The organism is Pseudomonas sp. MS01C9, from assembly GCF_058202755.1.
Window position 1 is genome coordinate 486,536 of record NZ_CM177073.1, and the last position, 18,578, is coordinate 505,113.

At 63.9% G+C, this 18,578-nt stretch carries 14 protein-coding genes; 2 read left to right on the top strand and 12 right to left on the bottom strand.

Going from position 1 to position 18,578, the window contains the following annotated elements:
- Positions 1 to 49: 49 nt before the first annotated feature.
- From AC1M7R_RS02300 to leuC, 12 genes are all read right to left on the bottom strand, one after another.
- Entirely contained in the window at positions 50 to 742 is a 693-nt protein-coding gene (locus AC1M7R_RS02300; protein WP_490610214.1) for an SPOR domain-containing protein, read from the bottom strand.
- Entirely contained in the window at positions 726 to 2,033 is a 1,308-nt protein-coding gene (folC, locus tag AC1M7R_RS02305) for a bifunctional tetrahydrofolate synthase/dihydrofolate synthase (RefSeq protein WP_490610215.1), read from the bottom strand. The genes AC1M7R_RS02300 and folC overlap by 17 nt, the downstream gene beginning before the upstream one ends.
- Positions 2,030 to 2,950: an acetyl-CoA carboxylase, carboxyltransferase subunit beta gene (gene accD / locus AC1M7R_RS02310; RefSeq protein WP_053154736.1), complete on the bottom strand. Its 921-nt coding sequence runs from the start codon at positions 2,948 to 2,950 to the stop codon at positions 2,030 to 2,032. Before accD ends, folC begins: the two co-directional genes overlap by 4 nt.
- Before the next feature lie 255 nt (positions 2,951 to 3,205).
- Positions 3,206 to 3,838, bottom strand: coding sequence for a phosphoribosylanthranilate isomerase (locus AC1M7R_RS02315; protein WP_072430684.1), 633 nt, complete (start codon positions 3,836 to 3,838; stop codon positions 3,206 to 3,208).
- A 64-nt stretch (positions 3,839 to 3,902) separates the two neighbouring features.
- The gene (truA, locus tag AC1M7R_RS02320) at positions 3,903 to 4,727 is read right to left on the bottom strand and encodes a tRNA pseudouridine(38-40) synthase TruA (RefSeq protein WP_072392273.1); all 825 of its coding nucleotides are present in this window, start codon (positions 4,725 to 4,727) and stop codon (positions 3,903 to 3,905) included.
- A 204-nt stretch (positions 4,728 to 4,931) separates the two neighbouring features.
- On the bottom strand, positions 4,932 to 7,547 hold the full coding sequence (locus tag AC1M7R_RS02325; RefSeq protein WP_490610216.1) for a FimV/HubP family polar landmark protein: 2,616 nt from the start codon (positions 7,545 to 7,547) through the stop codon (positions 4,932 to 4,934).
- A 210-nt stretch (positions 7,548 to 7,757) separates the two neighbouring features.
- Entirely contained in the window at positions 7,758 to 8,768 is a 1,011-nt protein-coding gene (locus tag AC1M7R_RS02330) for an aspartate-semialdehyde dehydrogenase (RefSeq protein WP_490610217.1), read from the bottom strand.
- Between the two features lie 180 nt (positions 8,769 to 8,948).
- Positions 8,949 to 10,061, bottom strand: coding sequence for an aspartate-semialdehyde dehydrogenase (gene asd / locus AC1M7R_RS02335; protein ID WP_072392264.1), 1,113 nt, complete (start codon positions 10,059 to 10,061; stop codon positions 8,949 to 8,951).
- A 54-nt stretch (positions 10,062 to 10,115) separates the two neighbouring features.
- Entirely contained in the window at positions 10,116 to 11,198 is a 1,083-nt protein-coding gene (gene leuB / locus AC1M7R_RS02340; RefSeq protein ID WP_072392260.1) for a 3-isopropylmalate dehydrogenase, read from the bottom strand.
- A gap of 54 nt (positions 11,199 to 11,252) precedes the next feature.
- Complete coding sequence (locus tag AC1M7R_RS02345; protein ID WP_072392256.1) at positions 11,253 to 12,017, bottom strand: class I SAM-dependent methyltransferase; 765 nt, start codon at positions 12,015 to 12,017, stop codon at positions 11,253 to 11,255.
- An 83-nt stretch (positions 12,018 to 12,100) separates the two neighbouring features.
- A complete protein-coding gene (leuD, locus tag AC1M7R_RS02350) occupies positions 12,101 to 12,745 on the bottom strand; it encodes a 3-isopropylmalate dehydratase small subunit (RefSeq protein WP_072392252.1) in 645 nt (214 codons plus the stop codon).
- A gap of 12 nt (positions 12,746 to 12,757) precedes the next feature.
- Positions 12,758 to 14,176 (bottom strand): 3-isopropylmalate dehydratase large subunit, encoded by a 1,419-nt coding sequence (leuC, locus tag AC1M7R_RS02355; protein WP_072392249.1) that lies wholly within the window; start codon positions 14,174 to 14,176, stop codon positions 12,758 to 12,760.
- A gap of 158 nt (positions 14,177 to 14,334) precedes the next feature.
- On the opposite strand from leuC, the gene AC1M7R_RS02360 reads away from it, so the two are divergent.
- Positions 14,335 to 15,225 (top strand): LysR family transcriptional regulator, encoded by an 891-nt coding sequence (locus tag AC1M7R_RS02360; protein WP_072392245.1) that lies wholly within the window; start codon positions 14,335 to 14,337, stop codon positions 15,223 to 15,225.
- A gap of 66 nt (positions 15,226 to 15,291) precedes the next feature.
- Positions 15,292 to 18,570, top strand: coding sequence for an EAL domain-containing protein (locus AC1M7R_RS02365; protein WP_072392242.1), 3,279 nt, complete (start codon positions 15,292 to 15,294; stop codon positions 18,568 to 18,570).
- Positions 18,571 to 18,578 lie beyond the last annotated feature (8 nt).

Consider the following 18,578-nt stretch of genomic DNA (forward strand, 5'->3'; position numbering starts at 1 on the left):
TGTCGGTAAGCTGCGATTGTCAGTGTGATTCAAATCAGGCAAACCGCGATCAACCACGCTCTGGCTGGAAACGCACCACGAACCCCTTGAGATTCTGCTGACGGCCAAGCAAGTCCCGCAGGCGATCGGCCTCGGCACGCTCGATCAGCGGCCCGACAAATACCCGGTTCTTGCCGTCGGCGGAACGGATATAGGCGTTGTACCCCTGGCTGCGCAGGGATTTCTGCAGGTTCTCGGCGCTCTCGCGACTGCTCAGGCTGGCCAGTTGCACGGACCAGCTGACCGACAGGCCGTTGGCGTCCACGCGACTTTGGGTGGTGTCCGGCTTGGTCGGCGCTGCGGTGATCGGCTGGCTCGGTGCCGGCTTGGCTGCCGGAGCAGCAGGCGCAGGCGCCGCTGCGACAGACGGCTTGCTCGATGTAGTCGGTTCAGCCGGTGCAGCGGTCGGCGCCGCAGGAGCCGCTGGAGCGGGCGTGATCGGCATGACAGGCGCGGGTTGCGCGGCCAGTTCTTCATCGCTTGGAACGGGTTCCTGGGGCAGCGCCTGGGGCTCAGGCACCGTCACCGGCTCGACCTGCACCGGTGGCATCGCCGGCGCCTGGGGCGCGGCCGGCGCATCGACCGTGACCTGACGCTGCTCGTCCTGACGGGAAAACAGCATCGGCAGGAAAATCACCGCCAGGGCCACCAATACCAGGGCCCCTACCATGCGCTGCTTGTATGCCTTATCCAGCAATGCCATCTGCAGCTTCCTCCGTGGAGCGCCGGCTCAGCCATTGAAGGGCCTCGGCGACACAAAAAAATGATCCGAACACCAGGATTTCGTCGTCGGCGGTCGCCAGGGCGCACTGCCCTTCCAGCGCGGCGACCACGCTTGCATAAGCATCCACCGAAGCGCCACGCGCCTGCAAGGCCGCCTGCAATTGTGCCGCCGGACGCGAACGCGGCGAGTCCAGCGGCGCGACTGCCCAATGCTGGACACTAGCACTCAACGCCTCGACCACGCCATCCAGATCCTTGTCGGACAACAACCCGAATACTGCCAGTCGCCGCCCCGCCACAGGCCGATGAGCCAGGCGCTCGGCCAGGTAGTGTGCCGCATGGGGGTTGTGGCCGACATCCAGCAGCAGGCTCAGGCGCTTGCCCTGCCAATCGAACGTGCGGCGATCGAGCCGGCCGACGACACGGGTCGCCTGCAAGGCCTTGACGATCTGGCCGGCATCCCAGGGCAGCCCCAGCAACCGGTAGGCCTGGAGCGCCAGCGCGGCATTCTCCATTGGCAGGTCCAGCAGCGGCAGGTCATGCAACTCCACCGGATTACCCTGGGCATCGCTGCCACGCCATTGCCAATGCTGCTCGGTCGTGGCCAGATCGAAATCGCGCCCACGCAGAAAAAACGGACAGCCCAGTTCCCGAGCCTTGTCCAGCAATGGCTGTGGTGGATCGAGGTCGCCGCAGAGCGCAGGCGCGCCCTGGCGGAAGATGCCGGCCTTTTCGAAAGCCACGGATTCGCGGGTGTCGCCCAGGTAATCGGCATGGTCCACGCCGATACTGGTCACCAGCGCGACGTCTGGATCCACCAGGTTGACGGCGTCCAGGCGACCTCCCAGGCCCACTTCCAGCACAACGGCATCGAGACCGGCACGGGCGAACAACCAGAACGCCGCAAGAGTGCCCATCTCGAAATAGGTCAGGGATATCTCGCCTCGCCCGGCTTCCACCGCGACGAAGGCCTCGCACAGCTCGGCGTCGCCAGCCTCGACGCCGTTGATCTGCACCCGCTCGTTGTAACGCAGCAGGTGCGGCGAGCTGTACACACCGACACTCAGCCCCTGGGCCCGCAACAGCGAGGCCATGAAGGCGCAGGTCGACCCCTTGCCGTTGGTACCGGTGACAGTGATGACCCTGGGGGCCGGCTTGCCCAGCCCCATGCGGGACATGACGGCCTGCGAGCGCTCCAGCCCCATGTCGATAGCCGACGGGTGCAGCTGCTCGAGATAGGCCAGCCAATCGCCCAGGGTACGTTGGATCATAGGCCCGCAGGCGCCGGTGGAACGACCATCGGCTCGATGGGCGTGGCGACATACTTAGGCGTCGGCAGGCCCATCAGTTGCGCCAGCAGGTTACCCAGGCGCGGACGCAGCTCCTGGCGATGGATGATCATGTCGATGGCGCCGTGCTCCAGCAGGAACTCGCTGCGCTGGAAGCCTTCCGGCAGTTTTTCACGCACGGTCTGCTCGATGACGCGCGGGCCGGCAAAGCCGATGAGGGCCTTCGGCTCGCCGACGATTACGTCGCCCAGCATCGCCAGGCTGGCGGAAACGCCGCCGTAGACCGGGTCGGTCAGCACCGAGATGAAGGGAATGCCTTCTTCGCGCAGACGCGCCAGCACCGCGGAGGTCTTGGCCATCTGCATCAGGGAAATCAGCGCTTCCTGCATCCGCGCGCCGCCGGAAGCGGAGAAGCAGACCATCGGGCAACGGTTTTCCAGGGCATGGTTGGCGGCGCGGACAAAGCGCTCGCCGACGATGGCGCCCATGGAACCGCCCATGAAGGAGAACTCGAAGGCCGAGACCACCACCGGCATGCCCAGCAGGGTACCGCTCATGGACACCAGGGCATCCTTTTCGCCGGTCTGCTTCTGGGCAGCGGTCAGGCGATCCTTGTATTTCTTGCCGTCGCGGAATTTCAGGCGGTCCACGGGCTCCAGGTCGGCGCCCAGCTCAACACGGCCTTCGGCATCCAGGAAAATATCGATACGGGCACGTGCGCCGATGCGCATGTGGTGGTTGCACTTGGGGCAAACGTCCAGGGTCTTTTCCAGCTCGGGGCGGTACAGCACCGCCTCGCAGGATGGACATTTGTGCCACAGACCTTCAGGCACCGAGCTTTTCTTCACCTCGGAACGCATGATCGAAGGGATCAGTTTGTCTACCAACCAGTTGCTCATGCTTTCTTTCTCCAGTACCGGCGGCCCGAACGCTCTGGTTCGCGGCCCCGCGTATGCCCTTGAGCTAAATTCATTGTGCGGCGAGGTTCGAGGAGCCACCACGGTCAGCGCGAAACATGACCTGCGTGCAGCCCAACCTCCTCTGCCATTCCGGCAACCGCTCCACCGCGGCTGCCACTACGCTATCGGCCCACCCGAAGGCGGCGCCTGCCTGCTTGTACAGTGCAGGTATGGACGGCGGCAGTCTGCCAGCCGTCACATTGGCGACTGGCTGCTGTGCACAGCCGCCATGAACGCCCGGATCCTGGCCGGGTCCTTGATGCCCTTGGCCTGCTCCACTCCGCCACTCACATCCACCGCATACGGGCGAACCTGGCGAATGGCTTCGGCCACGTTCTCGGCCGTCAGCCCCCCCGCCAGGATGATCGGCTTGCTCAGCCCCCGGGGCACCAGGGACCAGTCGAACGCCTCACCGGTACCGCCGGGAACGCCTTCCACGTAGGTATCCAGCAGGATCCCGCTGGCCCCGGCAAACGCCTCGCACCCAGCCGCGATGTCGTCGCCGGCCTTGACCCGCAGCGCCTTGATATAGGGAAGATTCCAGCCCTCGCAATCCTCGGGGGTCTCGTCGCCATGAAATTGCAACAGCGCCAGCGGCACCGCGTCGAGGATCTCCCCCAGTTCGCAACGGCTGGCGTTGACGAACAGGCCGACAGGGGTCACGAACGGGGGCAAGGCCCGGATGATCGCTCGTGCCTGCTGCACCGTCACCGCCCGGGGACTCCTGGCGTAGAACACCAGCCCGATGGCATCGGCGCCGGCCTCGACCGCCGCCAGCGCGTCCTCGACCCGGGTAATCCCGCAAATCTTGCTGCGAACGGCTGACATGTCGTGAAAAACCTCAGGCAGATCCCGTGAAAGTTCCGGATGGTAGCAAATGCAACGGAGGGCGTCAGCCGTCGAGTTCCGAGAAGCCCGTGAGGAAATGCGGCCCGATGTAACGCTCCGGCAACTCGAACTCTCTGTGATATTCGACCTGCACCAGATACAGCCCGAACGGATGCGCCGTCACCCCACCGGAACGGCGGATGCGGCTGTCCAGCACTTCCTTGATCCACTCCACCGGCCGCTCACCGGCACCGATGGTCATCAGCACGCCGGCGATGTTGCGCACCATGTGGTGCAGGAACGCACTGGCGCGGATGTCGAGTACGATCATCTTGCCGTGACGGGTCACACGCAGGTGATGCAATTGCTTGATCGGCGATTTGGCCTGGCACTGGCCGGCGCGGAAGGCGCTGAAATCGTGGACGCCCACCAGGTATTGCGCAGCCTCGGCCATGCGCTCGACATCCAGTGGACGATGGTTCCAGGTGATTTCTTCGTTCAGGTGCGCCGGGCGGATCTGGTCGTTGTAGATCACGTAGCGATAACGCCGGGCGATGGCCTTGAAGCGCGCATGGAAGTGCGCCGGCATCACCTTGGCCCAACTGACGCTGATATCGTGCGGCAGGTTGATATTGGCGCCCATGACCCACGCTTTCATCGATCGCTCGGCCTGGGTGTCGAAATGCACCACCTGGCCACAGGCGTGCACACCGGCGTCGGTTCGACCGGCGCAATGCAGCGCCACAGGCGAATCGGCGACCTTGGAAAGCGCGTTTTCCAGGATTTCCTGGACCGTCGGCACGCCGGAGGCCTGGCGCTGCCAGCCACGGTAGCGCGAACCTTTGTATTCAACGCCCAGGGCGATCCGGAAAAAGCCGTCGGCCGCCATTTCGGCGGCCGGATTATCTATGTTTGCCAAGAATTACAGCCTGCTGAGGTACGCAAAGGCGGGCATTATAAGGCCGGCCGGGCGGGATGCCAGTGCCACCGTCGATCCTATGGTGGCAGGATGGAGCCATCGCGCCCAACTCCAATTCCCACCACAAACAAAAACGGCAGCCTCACCGGCTGCCGTCGTTGTCTATCGCTCACCTCACGCCAAGCGCGACAACATTTCCTGCGCTTCGCTCTTCTGGGTGGCATCGCCTTCATTGAGGACTTCACCGAGGATGTCCCGGGCGCCGTCGTTGTCGCCCATATCGATGTAGGCCTGGGCCAGGTCGAGCTTGGTGGCGACTTCATCGGTACCGCTGAGGAAGTCGAAGTCCGGCTCCTCGTCGGCGCTGGCCAGGGCGTCTTCAGCCGTGAAGGATGGCTGGCCCAGGCTGTCGGACAGACGTTCCAGCTCCGCGTTGACATCGTCCAGTTCGGACTCGAAGGGATCCTTGGGCGCCTCGCCGGCATTCATTTCGTCGGCCAGGGACAGATCGAAATCCGCCGGCAACTCCAGGTCGTCGGCCGGGGTATCGTCCAGGGCCGGCGTCTCGGCTGCCGGCACGTCCAGGTCCTTGAGATCGTTGTCCAGGTCCAGCAGGAAATCTTCGTCGGCCAAGGCTGGCGCCGGGGCATCGGCGCCCAGGTCCAGGTCGAACTCCGACAGGTCGTCCAGGCTTTCGGCGGCTTCGGTCTGCTGCTTGAGCACCGACTCGAAACTCAGGTCGTCGTCGGTCGGGAATGCATCCAGCTCCGGAATCGGCTCGGGCTGCGGCGTGGCCGCCGGTGCGGCTTCAAGATCATCCAGGCTCAGGTCGAAGGCGCTGTCGAGCTCCTCGTCGGTGGGCGGCGTGTCTTCCAGCAGATCCTTGACGTACTGCGCGTCCAGTTCCGCAGCCACTGCGGCGGCGGCCAGGCCGGCACCGGCGGCGACCGCCATGGCCGGGAAGCGGCTCTTGAGCTGCTCGACCTGGGCGTAGTTATCGCCATTGGCCACCAACTGGCGCTCCTGGGCGACGAACGCGTCACGGTCGCCCTGCTGGCCATAGACTTCCATCAGCTTCAGGCGCAGATCGCTGCGTTGCGGTTCGGCCTTGATGCCTTGTTCGAGCAGGTCGGCCGCCTGGTTCAGGCGACCACGATCGATATGAGCCTGGGCCTGTGGCAGAACGTCGTCGAAACGATCGGCGGCCGGAGCCACCAGTGGCGCGGCGATCGGCGGCGTGACCACGACAGGCGCGACCACCGGAGCCGGCTTGGGCGCCGGGGCAGGTACTGGCTTGGGTTCGAGTTTGACGCTCGGTGGTGGAACTTCAATGCCCTCGAAGCTGCTCGGGGGCAGATCGAGCTCCGGGGAGAAGTCGGCCTCCTCCTCGAGGGCTCGGGCCATGCGCAAATGTTTCTCGGCTTCCTGTTGCGCCTTGCGACGACGGGCAAGCAGCAACAGCAGCAAAAGCAGGAGCACCACGCCGCCACCGATCAACCCCAGCAGGATCGGGTTGGTCAGCAGGTCGTTGTATTTCTGCTCGGTCGACGTCGCCGCTGGCGTCGCTTCCGACGTACTTCCAGGCGAGGCTTCAGGAGGCGTTTGCGGCGTGGCCTGGGGTGCGGGTGTGGGCACAGTGGCTGGTGCTTGCGCCGAGGGCGGCGGCGGAGTCAGTTGCGCCGACATCGCCGGGGTCGATCCCGGAGCCGGTGGCACAGCGGCGCCTTCGGCCTGCATCTTGGCCAACTGGTCGTTCTTCAGTTCGATCAGGCGCTGCAGCTTGTCCAACTGGCTTTGCAGATCCGCCATGCGGCTTTTCAATTCTTCGTTATCACGGCGAGCCGAATCGAGGCTTTCCTGGGTGATCGCGAGTTTGTTGCTCAGCGCCTGGGCATCCCCGGCGGCGCCCTTGCCCTTGGCCCCGGCCTTGGCGGACTCGGCCGACACCAGGCTCAGCTTGTCGCGACCGGCAGCCTGGGCCGGCGCATCTTCGCCACGGCCGCGCCGGGTCGCGTCCAGTTGCTGCTGGCCAGTACCCGCCACGCCCTGGCGTCCTTGGCGGCCCTGGCGCCAGGCGGCATTCTGCGCCGCCACTTCGGCGATGGCCTGGGGCTGCGGCAAGGCAGTACTTTGCACAGGGTCGGGCAGACGCAGCACCTGGCCGGTCTTGAGCAGATTGATGTTGCCATCGATGAATGCGTTCGGGTTCAGCGCCTGGATCGCCAGCATGGTCTGCTGGATCGAGCCGCCGTTACGGGCCTTGGCGGCGATTTCCCACAGGGTATCGCGCGGTGTAGTGGTGTACTGGGATGGCTTGGTAGCCCCGGTCACCGGTGTCGATATGCCCTGGGGTGGTTTCGGTCGGGCCGCCTCGGCAGCCTGGGGCGAGAATTTGGACGGGTCGAGCAGGACGCTGTAGTCGCGCAGCAGGCGCCCATTGGGCCACATCACCTGCACCAGGAACTTGACCATCGGCTCGGACAACGGCCGGCTGGAGGTCACGCGCAGCACGCTCTTGCCGTTGGCGTTGATCACCGGGGTGAAGGTCAGGTCGTTGAGAAAAGCCTGGCGGTCGATGCCGGCCTTGGCGAAGTCTTCGGGCGAGGCCAGGCTCGGTACGACTTCGGCAGCGGACAGCTGCTGGACATCGAGCAGCTCGATCTCGGCGACCAGAGGCTGGTTCGGCGTCGACTTCAGGGTCAATTCCCCGAGCCCGAGCGCTTGCGCCATACCGGAGGACAGCGCCGAGGCGGCCGCTATTGCTAACACCAGTTTGCGAACTTGAACCATAGCCTCTTCCTTTGTTTGAACATTCCTCGGCCAGCGAGAAGGTATTGTTGTCGCCGCCACGAGGCTTTGCGCACTGCCCCCAGAAACAACGGTGCGCGCGATCGTTTCACGCATGCCCGGGAATGCCCCGGGAGCAAGGTTCGCCTTCATCACTCTGGCCAAGCATAGCGCCCAGCTAGAATCATTCGACAAATTGTTGCCAAGTATCTTTTACAGCAGGTCTTTTATCAACAACTCCGCCACCTGCACCGCGTTGAGCGCCGCGCCCTTGCGCACGTTATCCGTGGTCAGCCACAGATTGAGCTCCGTCGGATCGTCGATACCGCCGCGCACGCGCCCCACATAAACCACATCCTGGCCCACGGCGTCACCCACAGGCGTCGGATAATCGCCCGCCTCCACCAGCTCGATGCCGGGCGCCGCTTCCAGGGCCGCGTTGACCTTCGCCAGGTCGACAGGCGCTGTGGACTGCAAGGTCACGCTAAAGCTATCGCCGAAAAACACCGGGGCTTGAATGCAAGTAACGGAAATCTTTAATAAATGTTGATTCAGCACCTGCCGCAGCTCATGCACCAGGCGTTTTTCCAGCGGTGTATGGCCCTGCTCGTCCGGCGTGCCGACCTGGGCCAGCAGGTTGAATGCCATCTGCCGATCGAAGAACGTGGGCTCCAGCGGGCGGGCGTTGAGCAGCTCGGCGGTCTGGCGCGCCAGCTCGGTGACGGCGACGCGTCCCTGGGTGGATACAGCGAGGCTGGCGGTCAGGCTGACGCGCTGCAGGTCCAGGCATTCACGCAAGGGGGCCAGCGCTACCGCCAGCGCCGTAGCCGAAGCGCTGGGGCTGGCGACCTGCAACGGCTTGCCCAGCCCGGCCAGGACATGGGCGTTGGCCTCTGGCACGATCTGCGGTGCCTGTTCCGCAGGCAAGGCGCCAGACAGGTCGATCAATGCACACCCGGCAGCCGTGGCCCGCGGGGCGAAGCTCAGGGTCACGGCCGGGCCCGCGGCAAAAAAGGCCAGCTGGACCTTGCTGAAATCGAACTCATCGACCTCACGCACCCGCACGTTTTTACCGCGGAACATCACCGAGCTTCCCGCCGACTCGCTGCTGGCCAGCAGGTGCAGGTTGCCGACGGGAAAATCCCGCTCTTCGAGAATCTGGACGAGGGTTTCGCCGACAGTACCGGTGGCGCCGATCACGGCAATATCAAAGGACTGGCTCATGGGTCTACCTCAGGTAAAACGGGGGGAGCGGCACTTTACCGGGTGACCGGTATGCAGGCAATCGGCTGGCGGACTTGCAGTGCCTGGGCTTGCTCGCGATGGGGCGACCTGACACACAACCGTCTCCCAAAAAAACCCGCGCCTCTCACAAGGCACGGGTTCTTTCACAGCAGCGGCCGATCAACGTTCGAGCAGGATCCGCAGCATGCGGCGCAGCGGCTCGGCCGCGCCCCAGAGCAACTGGTCGCCGACGGTGAAGGCGCCGACGAACTGCGAGCCCATGTTCAGCTTGCGCAAACGGCCCACCGGCACGTTCAGGGTGCCGGTGACCTTGGTCGGGCTCAGCTCCTGCATGCTGGCTTCGCGGTTGTTCGGCACCAGCTTCACCCAAGGGTTGTGCTGGCTGATCAGCCCTTCGATGTCGGCGATCGGCACGTCCTTGTTCAGTTTGATGGTCAGCGCCTGGCTGTGGCAACGCATGGCACCGATGCGCACGCAGATGCCGTCCACCGGGATCGGGCTCTTGAAGCGCCCCAGGATCTTGTTGGTTTCAGCCTGGGCCTTCCACTCTTCGCGGCTCTGGCCGTTAGGCAGTTCCTTGTCGATCCATGGGATCAGGCTGCCGGCCAGCGGCACGCCAAAGTTTTCGGTCGGGTACGCGTCGCTGCGCATCGCCTCGGCAACCTTGCGGTCGATGTCGAGGATGGCGCTGGCCGGGTTGGCCAGGTCATCGGCGACGGCGGCGTGGGTCGCGCCCATCTGCTTGATCAGCTCGCGCATGTTCTGCGCGCCGGCACCGGAGGCCGCCTGGTAGGTCATGGCGCTCATCCACTCCACCAGGCCGGCTTCGAACAGGCCGCCCAGGCCCATCAGCATCAGGCTGACGGTGCAGTTGCCGCCGATGTAGTTCTTGGTGCCCGCGTCCAGTTGCTGGTCGATGACCTTGCGGTTCACCGGGTCGAGGATGATGACGGCATCGTCCTGCATGCGCAGGCTCGAAGCGGCGTCGATCCAGTAGCCCTGCCAGCCGGCTTCGCGCAGCTTGGGGAAGACTTCGCTGGTGTAGTCGCCGCCCTGACACGTCAGGATCACGTCGAGGGTCTTGAGCTCCTCAATGCTGTAGGCATCCTTGAGCGCACCGGTATCCTTGCCCACGGACGGGCCTTGGCCACCGACATTGGAGGTGGTGAAAAACACCGGTTCGATGAGATCGAAATCCTGCTCTTCCAGCATTCGCTGCATGAGCACGGAACCGACCATGCCGCGCCAACCGATCAGACCTACACGTTTCATCGCAACTACACCTATACAAAAGTGGGCCACCGTCTTGGCGGTGGGCCCGAAAGATTACAGATTCCGCAGCGCGGCGACTACTGCATCGCCCATTTGCCGGGTACCGACTTTGGTACAACCGTCCGACCAGATGTCGCCGGTGCGCAAGCCCTGGTCCAACACCACGCTGACAGCCTGCTCGATCGCGTGCGCCGCGTCATGGAGGTTGAAGCTGTAGCGCAGCATCATCGACACCGACAGGATGGTCGCCAACGGGTTGGCGATGCCCTGCCCGGCGATGTCCGGCGCCGAGCCGTGGCATGGCTCGTACATGCCCTTGTTGTTGGCATCCAGGGACGCCGACGGCAGCATGCCGATGGAACCGGTGAGCATCGACGCTTCGTCGGACAGGATGTCACCGAACATATTGTCGGTGACGATCACATCGAACTGCTTGGGCGCACGCACCAGTTGCATGGCGGCGTTATCCACGTACATATGGCTCAGCTCGACGTCTGGATAATCCTTGGCCACCTGCTCTACCACTTCGCGCCACAGTTGGCTGGAAGCCAGGACGTTGGCCTTGTCCACCGAACACAGTTTCCTGCCACGCACCCGGGCCATGTCGAAACCGACCCGGGCGATACGGCGGATTTCACTCTCGCTGTACGGCAAGGTGTCGTAGGCCTGGCGCTCGCCATTATCCAGCTCACGGGTGCCACGCGGGGCGCCGAAGTAGATACCGCCGGTCAGCTCGCGGACGATGAGGATGTCCAGGCCCGAGACGATTTCCGGCTTCAGGCTCGAAGCATCGGCCAGTTGCGGGTAGAGAATCGCAGGACGCAGGTTGCCGAACAGGCCCAGTTGCGCACGAATCTTCAGCAGGCCGCGTTCCGGACGGATATCGCGCTCGATCCTGTCCCATTTCGGGCCGCCCACGGCACCCAGCAGCACGGCATCGGCGGCACGGGCACGATCCAGGGTCTCATCGGCCAGGGGCACGCCGTGCTTGTCGATGGCAGCGCCGCCGATCACGTCGTGGCTGAGCTCGAAGCCCAGGCCGTACTTGTCGTTCGCCAGCTCCAGGACCTTGACCGCTTCGGCCATGATTTCCGGGCCAATGCCATCACCAGGGAGAATCAGAATCTGCTTGCTCATGTATTCCTCGTTTGCTCTATCGGCACAGGCCCCTGGGGCTGGCCGGGAAAAAGGCTATCGCTCGGCCCACAGCACCAGTACATCTGTACTGAACGAACCATCGGCCTCAATCTCAAAATATTCACGCACTTCGTCGCCCATGGCACGCTGCAGCTCGAGTATCGCCGCCCGCATCACCTCGGGGGTGCGCATGCGCTCGACCCACGAGCGGTACTCCAGGCGCAGGCGCTGGCGCGAGGTGCTGCGGGTGTGCAACCCCGCTTCACTGACCTGGCGCAACCATTCGCCGGCCGAATAATCGCGCACATGACTGGTGTCGCGCAGCACTTCAACGCTCTGCAGGTAGGTGTCCAGCAACGGCGCACCCGGCGAAAGGATATCGATGAAGGCCGCCACCCCGCCCGGCTTGAGTACCCGGCGCACTTCCCGCAGCGCCAGGCCCAGGTCGCTCCAATGATGCGCCGAATAGCGGCTGAACACGAAGTCGAACTCAGCGGCGGCGAACGGCAGGCGCTCGGCGGCGCCCCGCACCGTGCTGATATTGCCCAGGCCACGCTCGGCCGCTGCTGTGGCCACGACATCCAACATCTGTTGGGATAGATCGTAGGCCACCACTTCACCGGCCAGGGGCGCCACGTGGAAACTGACGTGACCGGCACCGCAGCCCAGGTCCAGGACGCGGGCCTCGGGACGTCCCTTCAGTTCGGCCTGTAGCAGCGCGAACTCAGCGCCCTGGGCGTGCACGGCACTGCTCAGGTAGGCCGCAGCCTGCTCACCGAATTGCTTTTGTACAACCTGACTGTGGGCGGTGCTGGTCATGGGATGTCCTTATGTTTTTTTGCCTGGGTGGACCCCATCGCGAGCAAGCTCGCGATGAAGCCGGTACTGCCTACATCGATCCATCAAGCATCGCGAAACAACCAGGGCTGGCTCGCTCGGTGCTTGGCTTCGAACGCGGCAATCGCGTCACTGTCCTGCAAGGTCAGGCCGATGTCGTCCAGGCCGTTGAGCAGGCAATGCTTGCGGAACGCATCGATCTCGAAGCTCAGCACCTTGCCGTCTGGACGGGTCACGGTTTGCGCTGCCAGATCGATCTGCAACTGGTAGCCCGGGTTGGCCTCGACCTGCTGGAACAGCTCGTCCACTTCAGCGTCGCTCAGGATGATCGGCAGCAGGCCGTTCTTGAAGCTGTTATTGAAGAAGATATCGGCGTAGCTCGGCGCGATGATGCTGCGGAAACCGTACTCTTCAAGAGCCCACGGCGCGTGCTCGCGGCTCGAACCGCAACCGAAGTTCTCCCGGGCCAGCAACACACTGGCGCCCTGGTAGCGCTCGGCGTTGAGCACGAAATCCTTGTTCAACGGCCGCTTGGAGTTGTCCTGGTATGGCTGGCCGACATCCAGGTAGCGCCATTCGTCGAACAGGTTCGGGCCGAAACCGGTGCGCTTGATGGACTTCAGGAATTGCTTGGGAATGATCTGGTCGGTGTCGACGTTGGCACGATCCAAAGGCGCGACAAGACCGGTGTGCTGGGTAAAAGCTTTCATTGCTGCGCTCCTTCAGATCAATTCGCGGACGTCGACGAAACGGCCGTTGACGGCCGCCGCAGCGGCCATGGCCGGGCTCACCAGGTGCGTACGGCCACCGGCGCCCTGACGGCCTTCGAAGTTACGGTTGGAGGTGGAAGCGCAATGCTCGCCCGATTCCAGGCGGTCAGGGTTCATCGCCAGGCACATGGAGCACCCTGGCTCGCGCCACTCGAAACCGGCCTCGAGGAAGATCTTGTCCAGCCCTTCCGCTTCCGCCTGGGCCTTCACCAGGCCGGAACCCGGTACGACGATGGCCTGCTTGATGGTCGAGGCCACCTTGCGGCCCTTGGCGATTACCGCCGCGGCGCGCAGGTCTTCGATCCGCGAGTTGGTGCAGGAGCCGATGAACACGCGGTCGAGCTTGATGTCGGTAATCGCCTGGTTGGCGCTCAAGCCCATGTACTTCAAGGCGCGGACAATGGAGTCGCGCTTGACCAGGTCCATTTCCTTGGCCGGATCGGGGACGTTCTGGTCGACGGCCAGCACCATTTCCGGCGAAGTGCCCCAGCTGACCTGCGGCTTGATCTGCGCGGCGTCGAGCTCGACCACGGTATCGAATGTCGCATCGGGATCGGACACCAGGTCTTTCCAGGCTTGCACTGCCTTGTCCCATTCGACGCCTTTCGGGGCGAACGGACGGCCCTTGACGTACTCGATGGTTTTTTCATCGGCGGCCACCAGCCCGACCCGGGCACCGGCCTCGATGGACATGTTGCAGATGGTCATGCGGCCTTCGACGGACAGGTCACGGATGGCGCTGCCAGCGAACTCGATGGCATGGCCGTTACCGCCGGCGGTGCCGATCTTGCCGATCACGGCCAGGACGATGTCCTTGGCGGTCACGCCGAACGGCAGCTTGCCCTCGACGCGCACCAGCATGTTCTTCATTTTCTTGGCCACCAGGCACTGGGTGGCGAGCACATGCTCCACCTCGGAGGTGCCGATACCGTGGGCCAAGGCGCCAAAGGCACCGTGGGTCGAGGTGTGCGAGTCGCCGCAGACCACGGTCATGCCCGGCAGGGTCGCGCCCTGCTCCGGGCCGATGACGTGGACGATGCCCTGGCGCACGTCGTTCATCTTGAATTCGACGATGCCATATTCGTCGCAGTTGTCATCGAGGGTCTGGACCTGCAGGCGCGAGACCTGGTCGACAATCGCGTCGATGCCGCCCTTGCGCTCCGCAGTGGTCGGCACGTTGTGGTCCGGGGTCGCGATGTTGGCATCGATGCGCCACGGCTTGCGCCCGGCCAGGCGCAGGCCTTCGAAAGCCTGCGGCGACGTCACTTCGTGGATGATGTGACGGTCGATATAGATCAGCGCCGAACCATCGTCGCGCTGCTTGACCAGGTGCGAATCCCAGAGCTTGTCGTAGAGCGTTTTGCCGGCCATCAGACGGTTTCCTCATCAGCTTGTTTCTATGCCCCGGGCCTTGAATGAATTCAATAACCCTCTGGCTTGTGAGGCTGATGTTATGAGGCTACATTAAATAACTCAAATTCATATTTTTCATACTTTGCATAACCAACAGGAATTCAATCGAGACGGCCATGGACCTTGCCAACCTCAATGCCTTTATTGCCATTGCCGAGACCGGCAGCTTCTCCGGTGCCGGCGAGCGCCTGCACCTGACCCAGCCGGCCATCAGCAAGCGCATCGCCGGCCTGGAACAACAGCTCAACGTACGCCTGTTCGACCGCCTGGGCCGTGAAATAGGCCTGACCGAAGCCGGTCGGGCCCTGCTGCCACGGGCTTATCAGATCCTCAACGTACTGGACGACACCCGTCGCGCCCTGACCAACCTGACCGGCGAGGTCAGCGGGCGGCTGACCCTTGCCACCAGCCACCACATCGGCCTGCATCGCCTGCCGCCTCTGTTGCGGGAATTCACCCGCCGCTACCCCCAGGTCGCGCTGGACATCCAGTTCCTGGATTCGGAAGTGGCCTATGAGGAAATCCTCCATGGCCGGGCGGAGTTGGCGGTCATCACCCTCGCCCCCGAACCCCACACCTTGATGCGCGCCACGCCGGTATGGGACGATCCCCTGGACTTCGTGGTAGCGCCGGAGCACGCACTGCTGGACAACGCCAGCGTGAGCCTGGCGGACATCGCCCTGCACCCGGCGGTCTTCCCGGGGGGCAACACCTTTACCCACCACATCGTGCAACGCCTGTTCGAGGCCCAGGGCCTGACGCCGAACATCGCCATGAGCACGAATTATCTGGAAACCATAAAAATGATGGTCTCCATCGGCCTGGCCTGGAGTGTCCTGCCACGCACGATGCTCGACGATCAGGTGGCTCGCATACCTTTGCCGGGCATACAGCTCAGTCGCCAGCTAGGCTATATCTTGCACACCGAACGGACGCTGTCGAACGCTGCTCGGGCCTTCATGGCCCTACTGGACGCACAAATCGATCTGCCAGGGACCCAGGCATAAGTCGTGCGACTCCTCTAGGGCCGAATGCCCGTGCCTAACGCCCAACTGCCCAAGGCCCGCTAGATAATGCCCAACCCTGCCGACCATATCCCGCCCCTGCCGCGCATCCAGGCACTCGACCCCAAGCGGTCCGAGCAAAGCTGGGACAGCGCGCCGCAGTTGCTGGCCGCCCTGAACGGCGCGCGCCTGGGGGCCTGGTCGTGGGATATCGATAGCGGCAAGATCAGCTGGTCCCGGGGCACCCAGGCGCTGTTCGGCTTCGATCCGCGCCAGCCATTGCCGGCCGATGTGGACTACCTGGACCTCCTGCTGCCCGAAGACCGGGCCAAGGCCGTCCGGGCCTTCCACGCGGCCGTGGCCGGTGCGCCACTGGAACAGGCCATGCACCACCGCATCGTCTGGCCCGACGGCAGCCTGCACTGGCTGGAAATCAGTGGCAGCGTACTGCCCGACAAGCACGGCCGTCCGCGCATGATCGGGGTGATCCGCGAGATCACCCATCAACGCGAGCGCGAACAGGCCCTGCGCAGTTCGGAAAAGCGCTTCGCCACGCTTTTTCATCTCTGCCCGAACATGGTGCTGCTGACCCGCCAGGAAGACGGGCTGATCAGCGAAGCCAACCAGTATTTCGAGAGCCTGTTCGGCTGGCCGGTGCATGATGTGATCGGCCGGACCACCCTGGAGCTGGGCTTGTGGGTCGACCCCAGCCAAAGGGCCAGGCTGGTGGAAGCGACCAAGGCCAAGGGCGAGCTGGTGAGCATGGAAGTGGAATTCCGGGCCAGCAACGGCCAGATCCACAGCGGCATACTCAGCGCGCAGAAGGTCGAACTCGAAGGCCAACCCTATCTGCTGAGCACCTTTCTCGACACCACCGAACGCAAGCTGGCCGAGCAGGCCCTCAAGGACAGCCAGGAACGCCTGGACCTGGCCCTCGACTCGGCGCAACTGGGCACCTGGGACTGGCACATCCCCAGCGGCATGCTCTACGGCTCGGCCCGGGCCGCGCAGCTCCATGGCCTGGAACCCAAGCCGTTCCACGAATCCTTCGACGCGTTCTTCGAAGGCGTACCGGACGAAGAACGCAACAACATGCGCAACGCCTACCGCAGCCTGCGCGAAGGCCCGGCGGGCAATTACCAGTTGACCTATCGGGTGCAACTGCCGGACGGCAGCTCCCGCTACCTGGAAAGTCGCGCCCGTCTGTATCGCAACGACGATGGCAGCCCATTGCGCATGGCCGGCACCCTGCTCGACATCACCGACCAGGTGGAGCGCGAACAGAGCCTGGCGGCATCGGAAGAAAAATTCGCCACGTTGTTCCAGGTCAGTCCCGACCCGATCTGCCTCACTCACCAGGACAGCGGCCGGTTCCTGGAGATCAATTCGAGCTTTACCCAGACATTCGGCTGGACCGCCAGCGACGTGATTGGCCGCAGTGCCGACGAGATCGGCCTCTGGGATGCCTCGGGCAGCAGCCTGCAGCGCATCGAGCGGGTGATCCGCGAGCAGTCCCTGAGCAATGTCGCCATTGTCGTGCACCACAGGTCCGGCCATCCGCTGACCTGCGTGATCTCCAGCCGCCAGATCAACGTCGACAACCAGCCCTGCATCGTGACCACGCTGCGGGACATTACCCAGCAGCAACGCTCCGAAGCGGCCCTCAAGGCCAGCGAGGAAAAGTTCGCCAAGGCATTCCATTCCAGCCCCGACGCCATCACCATCACCGAACGTGAAAGCGGCCGCTACCTCGAGGTCAACGATGGCTTCTGTCGCCTGACCGGCTACCGCGCCGACGAGGTACTCGGCCATACCGTGTTCGAGGTGGGCATCTGGGCCGAAGCCAAACAGCGCACGGCACTGCTGGCCGAACTGCAGCTCAAGGGACGCGTGCACCACCAGGAAATGCTCGGGCGCAACAAGCGCGGGGAGTTGCTCACCGTGGAGGTGTCGGTCGAGCCCATCACCCTCAACGAAACCGATTGCCTGTTGCTCACCGCCCGGGATGTCAGCCTGCTGCGCAACGCCGAAGCACAGATTCGCCACCTGGCCTATCACGATCCGCTGACCAACCTGCCCAACCGTGCCTTGCTGATGGACCGCCTGAGCCAGCAGATCGCCTTGCTCAAGCGCCATGACCTGCGCGGTGCGCTGCTGTTCCTCGACCTGGACCACTTCAAGCACATCAACGACTCACTGGGCCATCCGGTGGGCGATACAGTGCTGAAGATCATCACCGCGCGCCTGGAGGCCAGCGTGCGCCAGGAGGACACGGTGGCGCGCCTGGGTGGCGACGAATTCGTGGTCTTGCTCAGCGGCCTCGAAGGTAGCCGCAGCGAAGTCACCGAGCAGGTGCAGAAACTGGCCGATACCCTGCGAGAACTGCTCTCGGAGCCGATGTCCCTCGATGGCCAGCGGCTGCAAGTCACGCCAAGCATCGGCATGGCGCTGATTCCCGACCATGGCTCCACGCCCGCCGACCTGCTCAAGCGCGCCGATATCGCGCTGTACCGGGCCAAGGATTCGGGACGCAACACGTCACAGATGTTCCACACCACCATGCAAAAGGCCGCCAGCGAACGCTTGCGCATGGAAACCGACCTGCGCCAGGCCCTGGCTCGCGGGGAATTCAGCGTGCATTTCCAACCCCAGGTCGACGCCCGGGACAACCGTATCATCGGTGCCGAGACCCTGGTGCGCTGGCACCATCCCGAACTGGGCGCCCAATCGCCCAATGAATTCATCAAGGTGCTGGAGGACAGCGGGCTGATCCTGGAGGTCGGCACCTGGATCCTCGACGAAGCCTGCGACGGTTTCAAGCAACTGATCGCCAAGGGCAAGATCGATCCCCGGCGTTTCAGCCTGTGCGTGAATATCAGCCCGCGACAGTTCCGCCAGAGCGATTTCGTCGAGCGCATCGAAAGCAGCCTGGCGACCCATGGCCTGCCTTTCACGATGCTGAAACTGGAAATCACCGAAGGTATCGTGATCCAGAACCTGGACGACACTATCGCCAAGATGCGCCGCCTGAAGAAACTGGGGGTGAGCTTCGCCATGGACGATTTCGGCACCGGCTATTCATCCCTGACCTACCTCAAGCGCCTGCCGGTGGACACCCTGAAAATCGATCAGTCGTTCGTACGCGACGCCACCAGCGACCCCAACGACGCTGAAATCATCCGCGCCATCGTCGCCATGGCCCGCAGCCTCAACCTGGAAATGATCGCCGAAGGGGTGGAAACACTGGAACAACTGCAATTTCTGCAAGGGCTCGATTGCCACCTGTACCAAGGCTACCTGCACAGCCGGCCGTTGCCGCTGGAGGCGTTCGAGCGGCTGTTGCCGTGACCCTGATC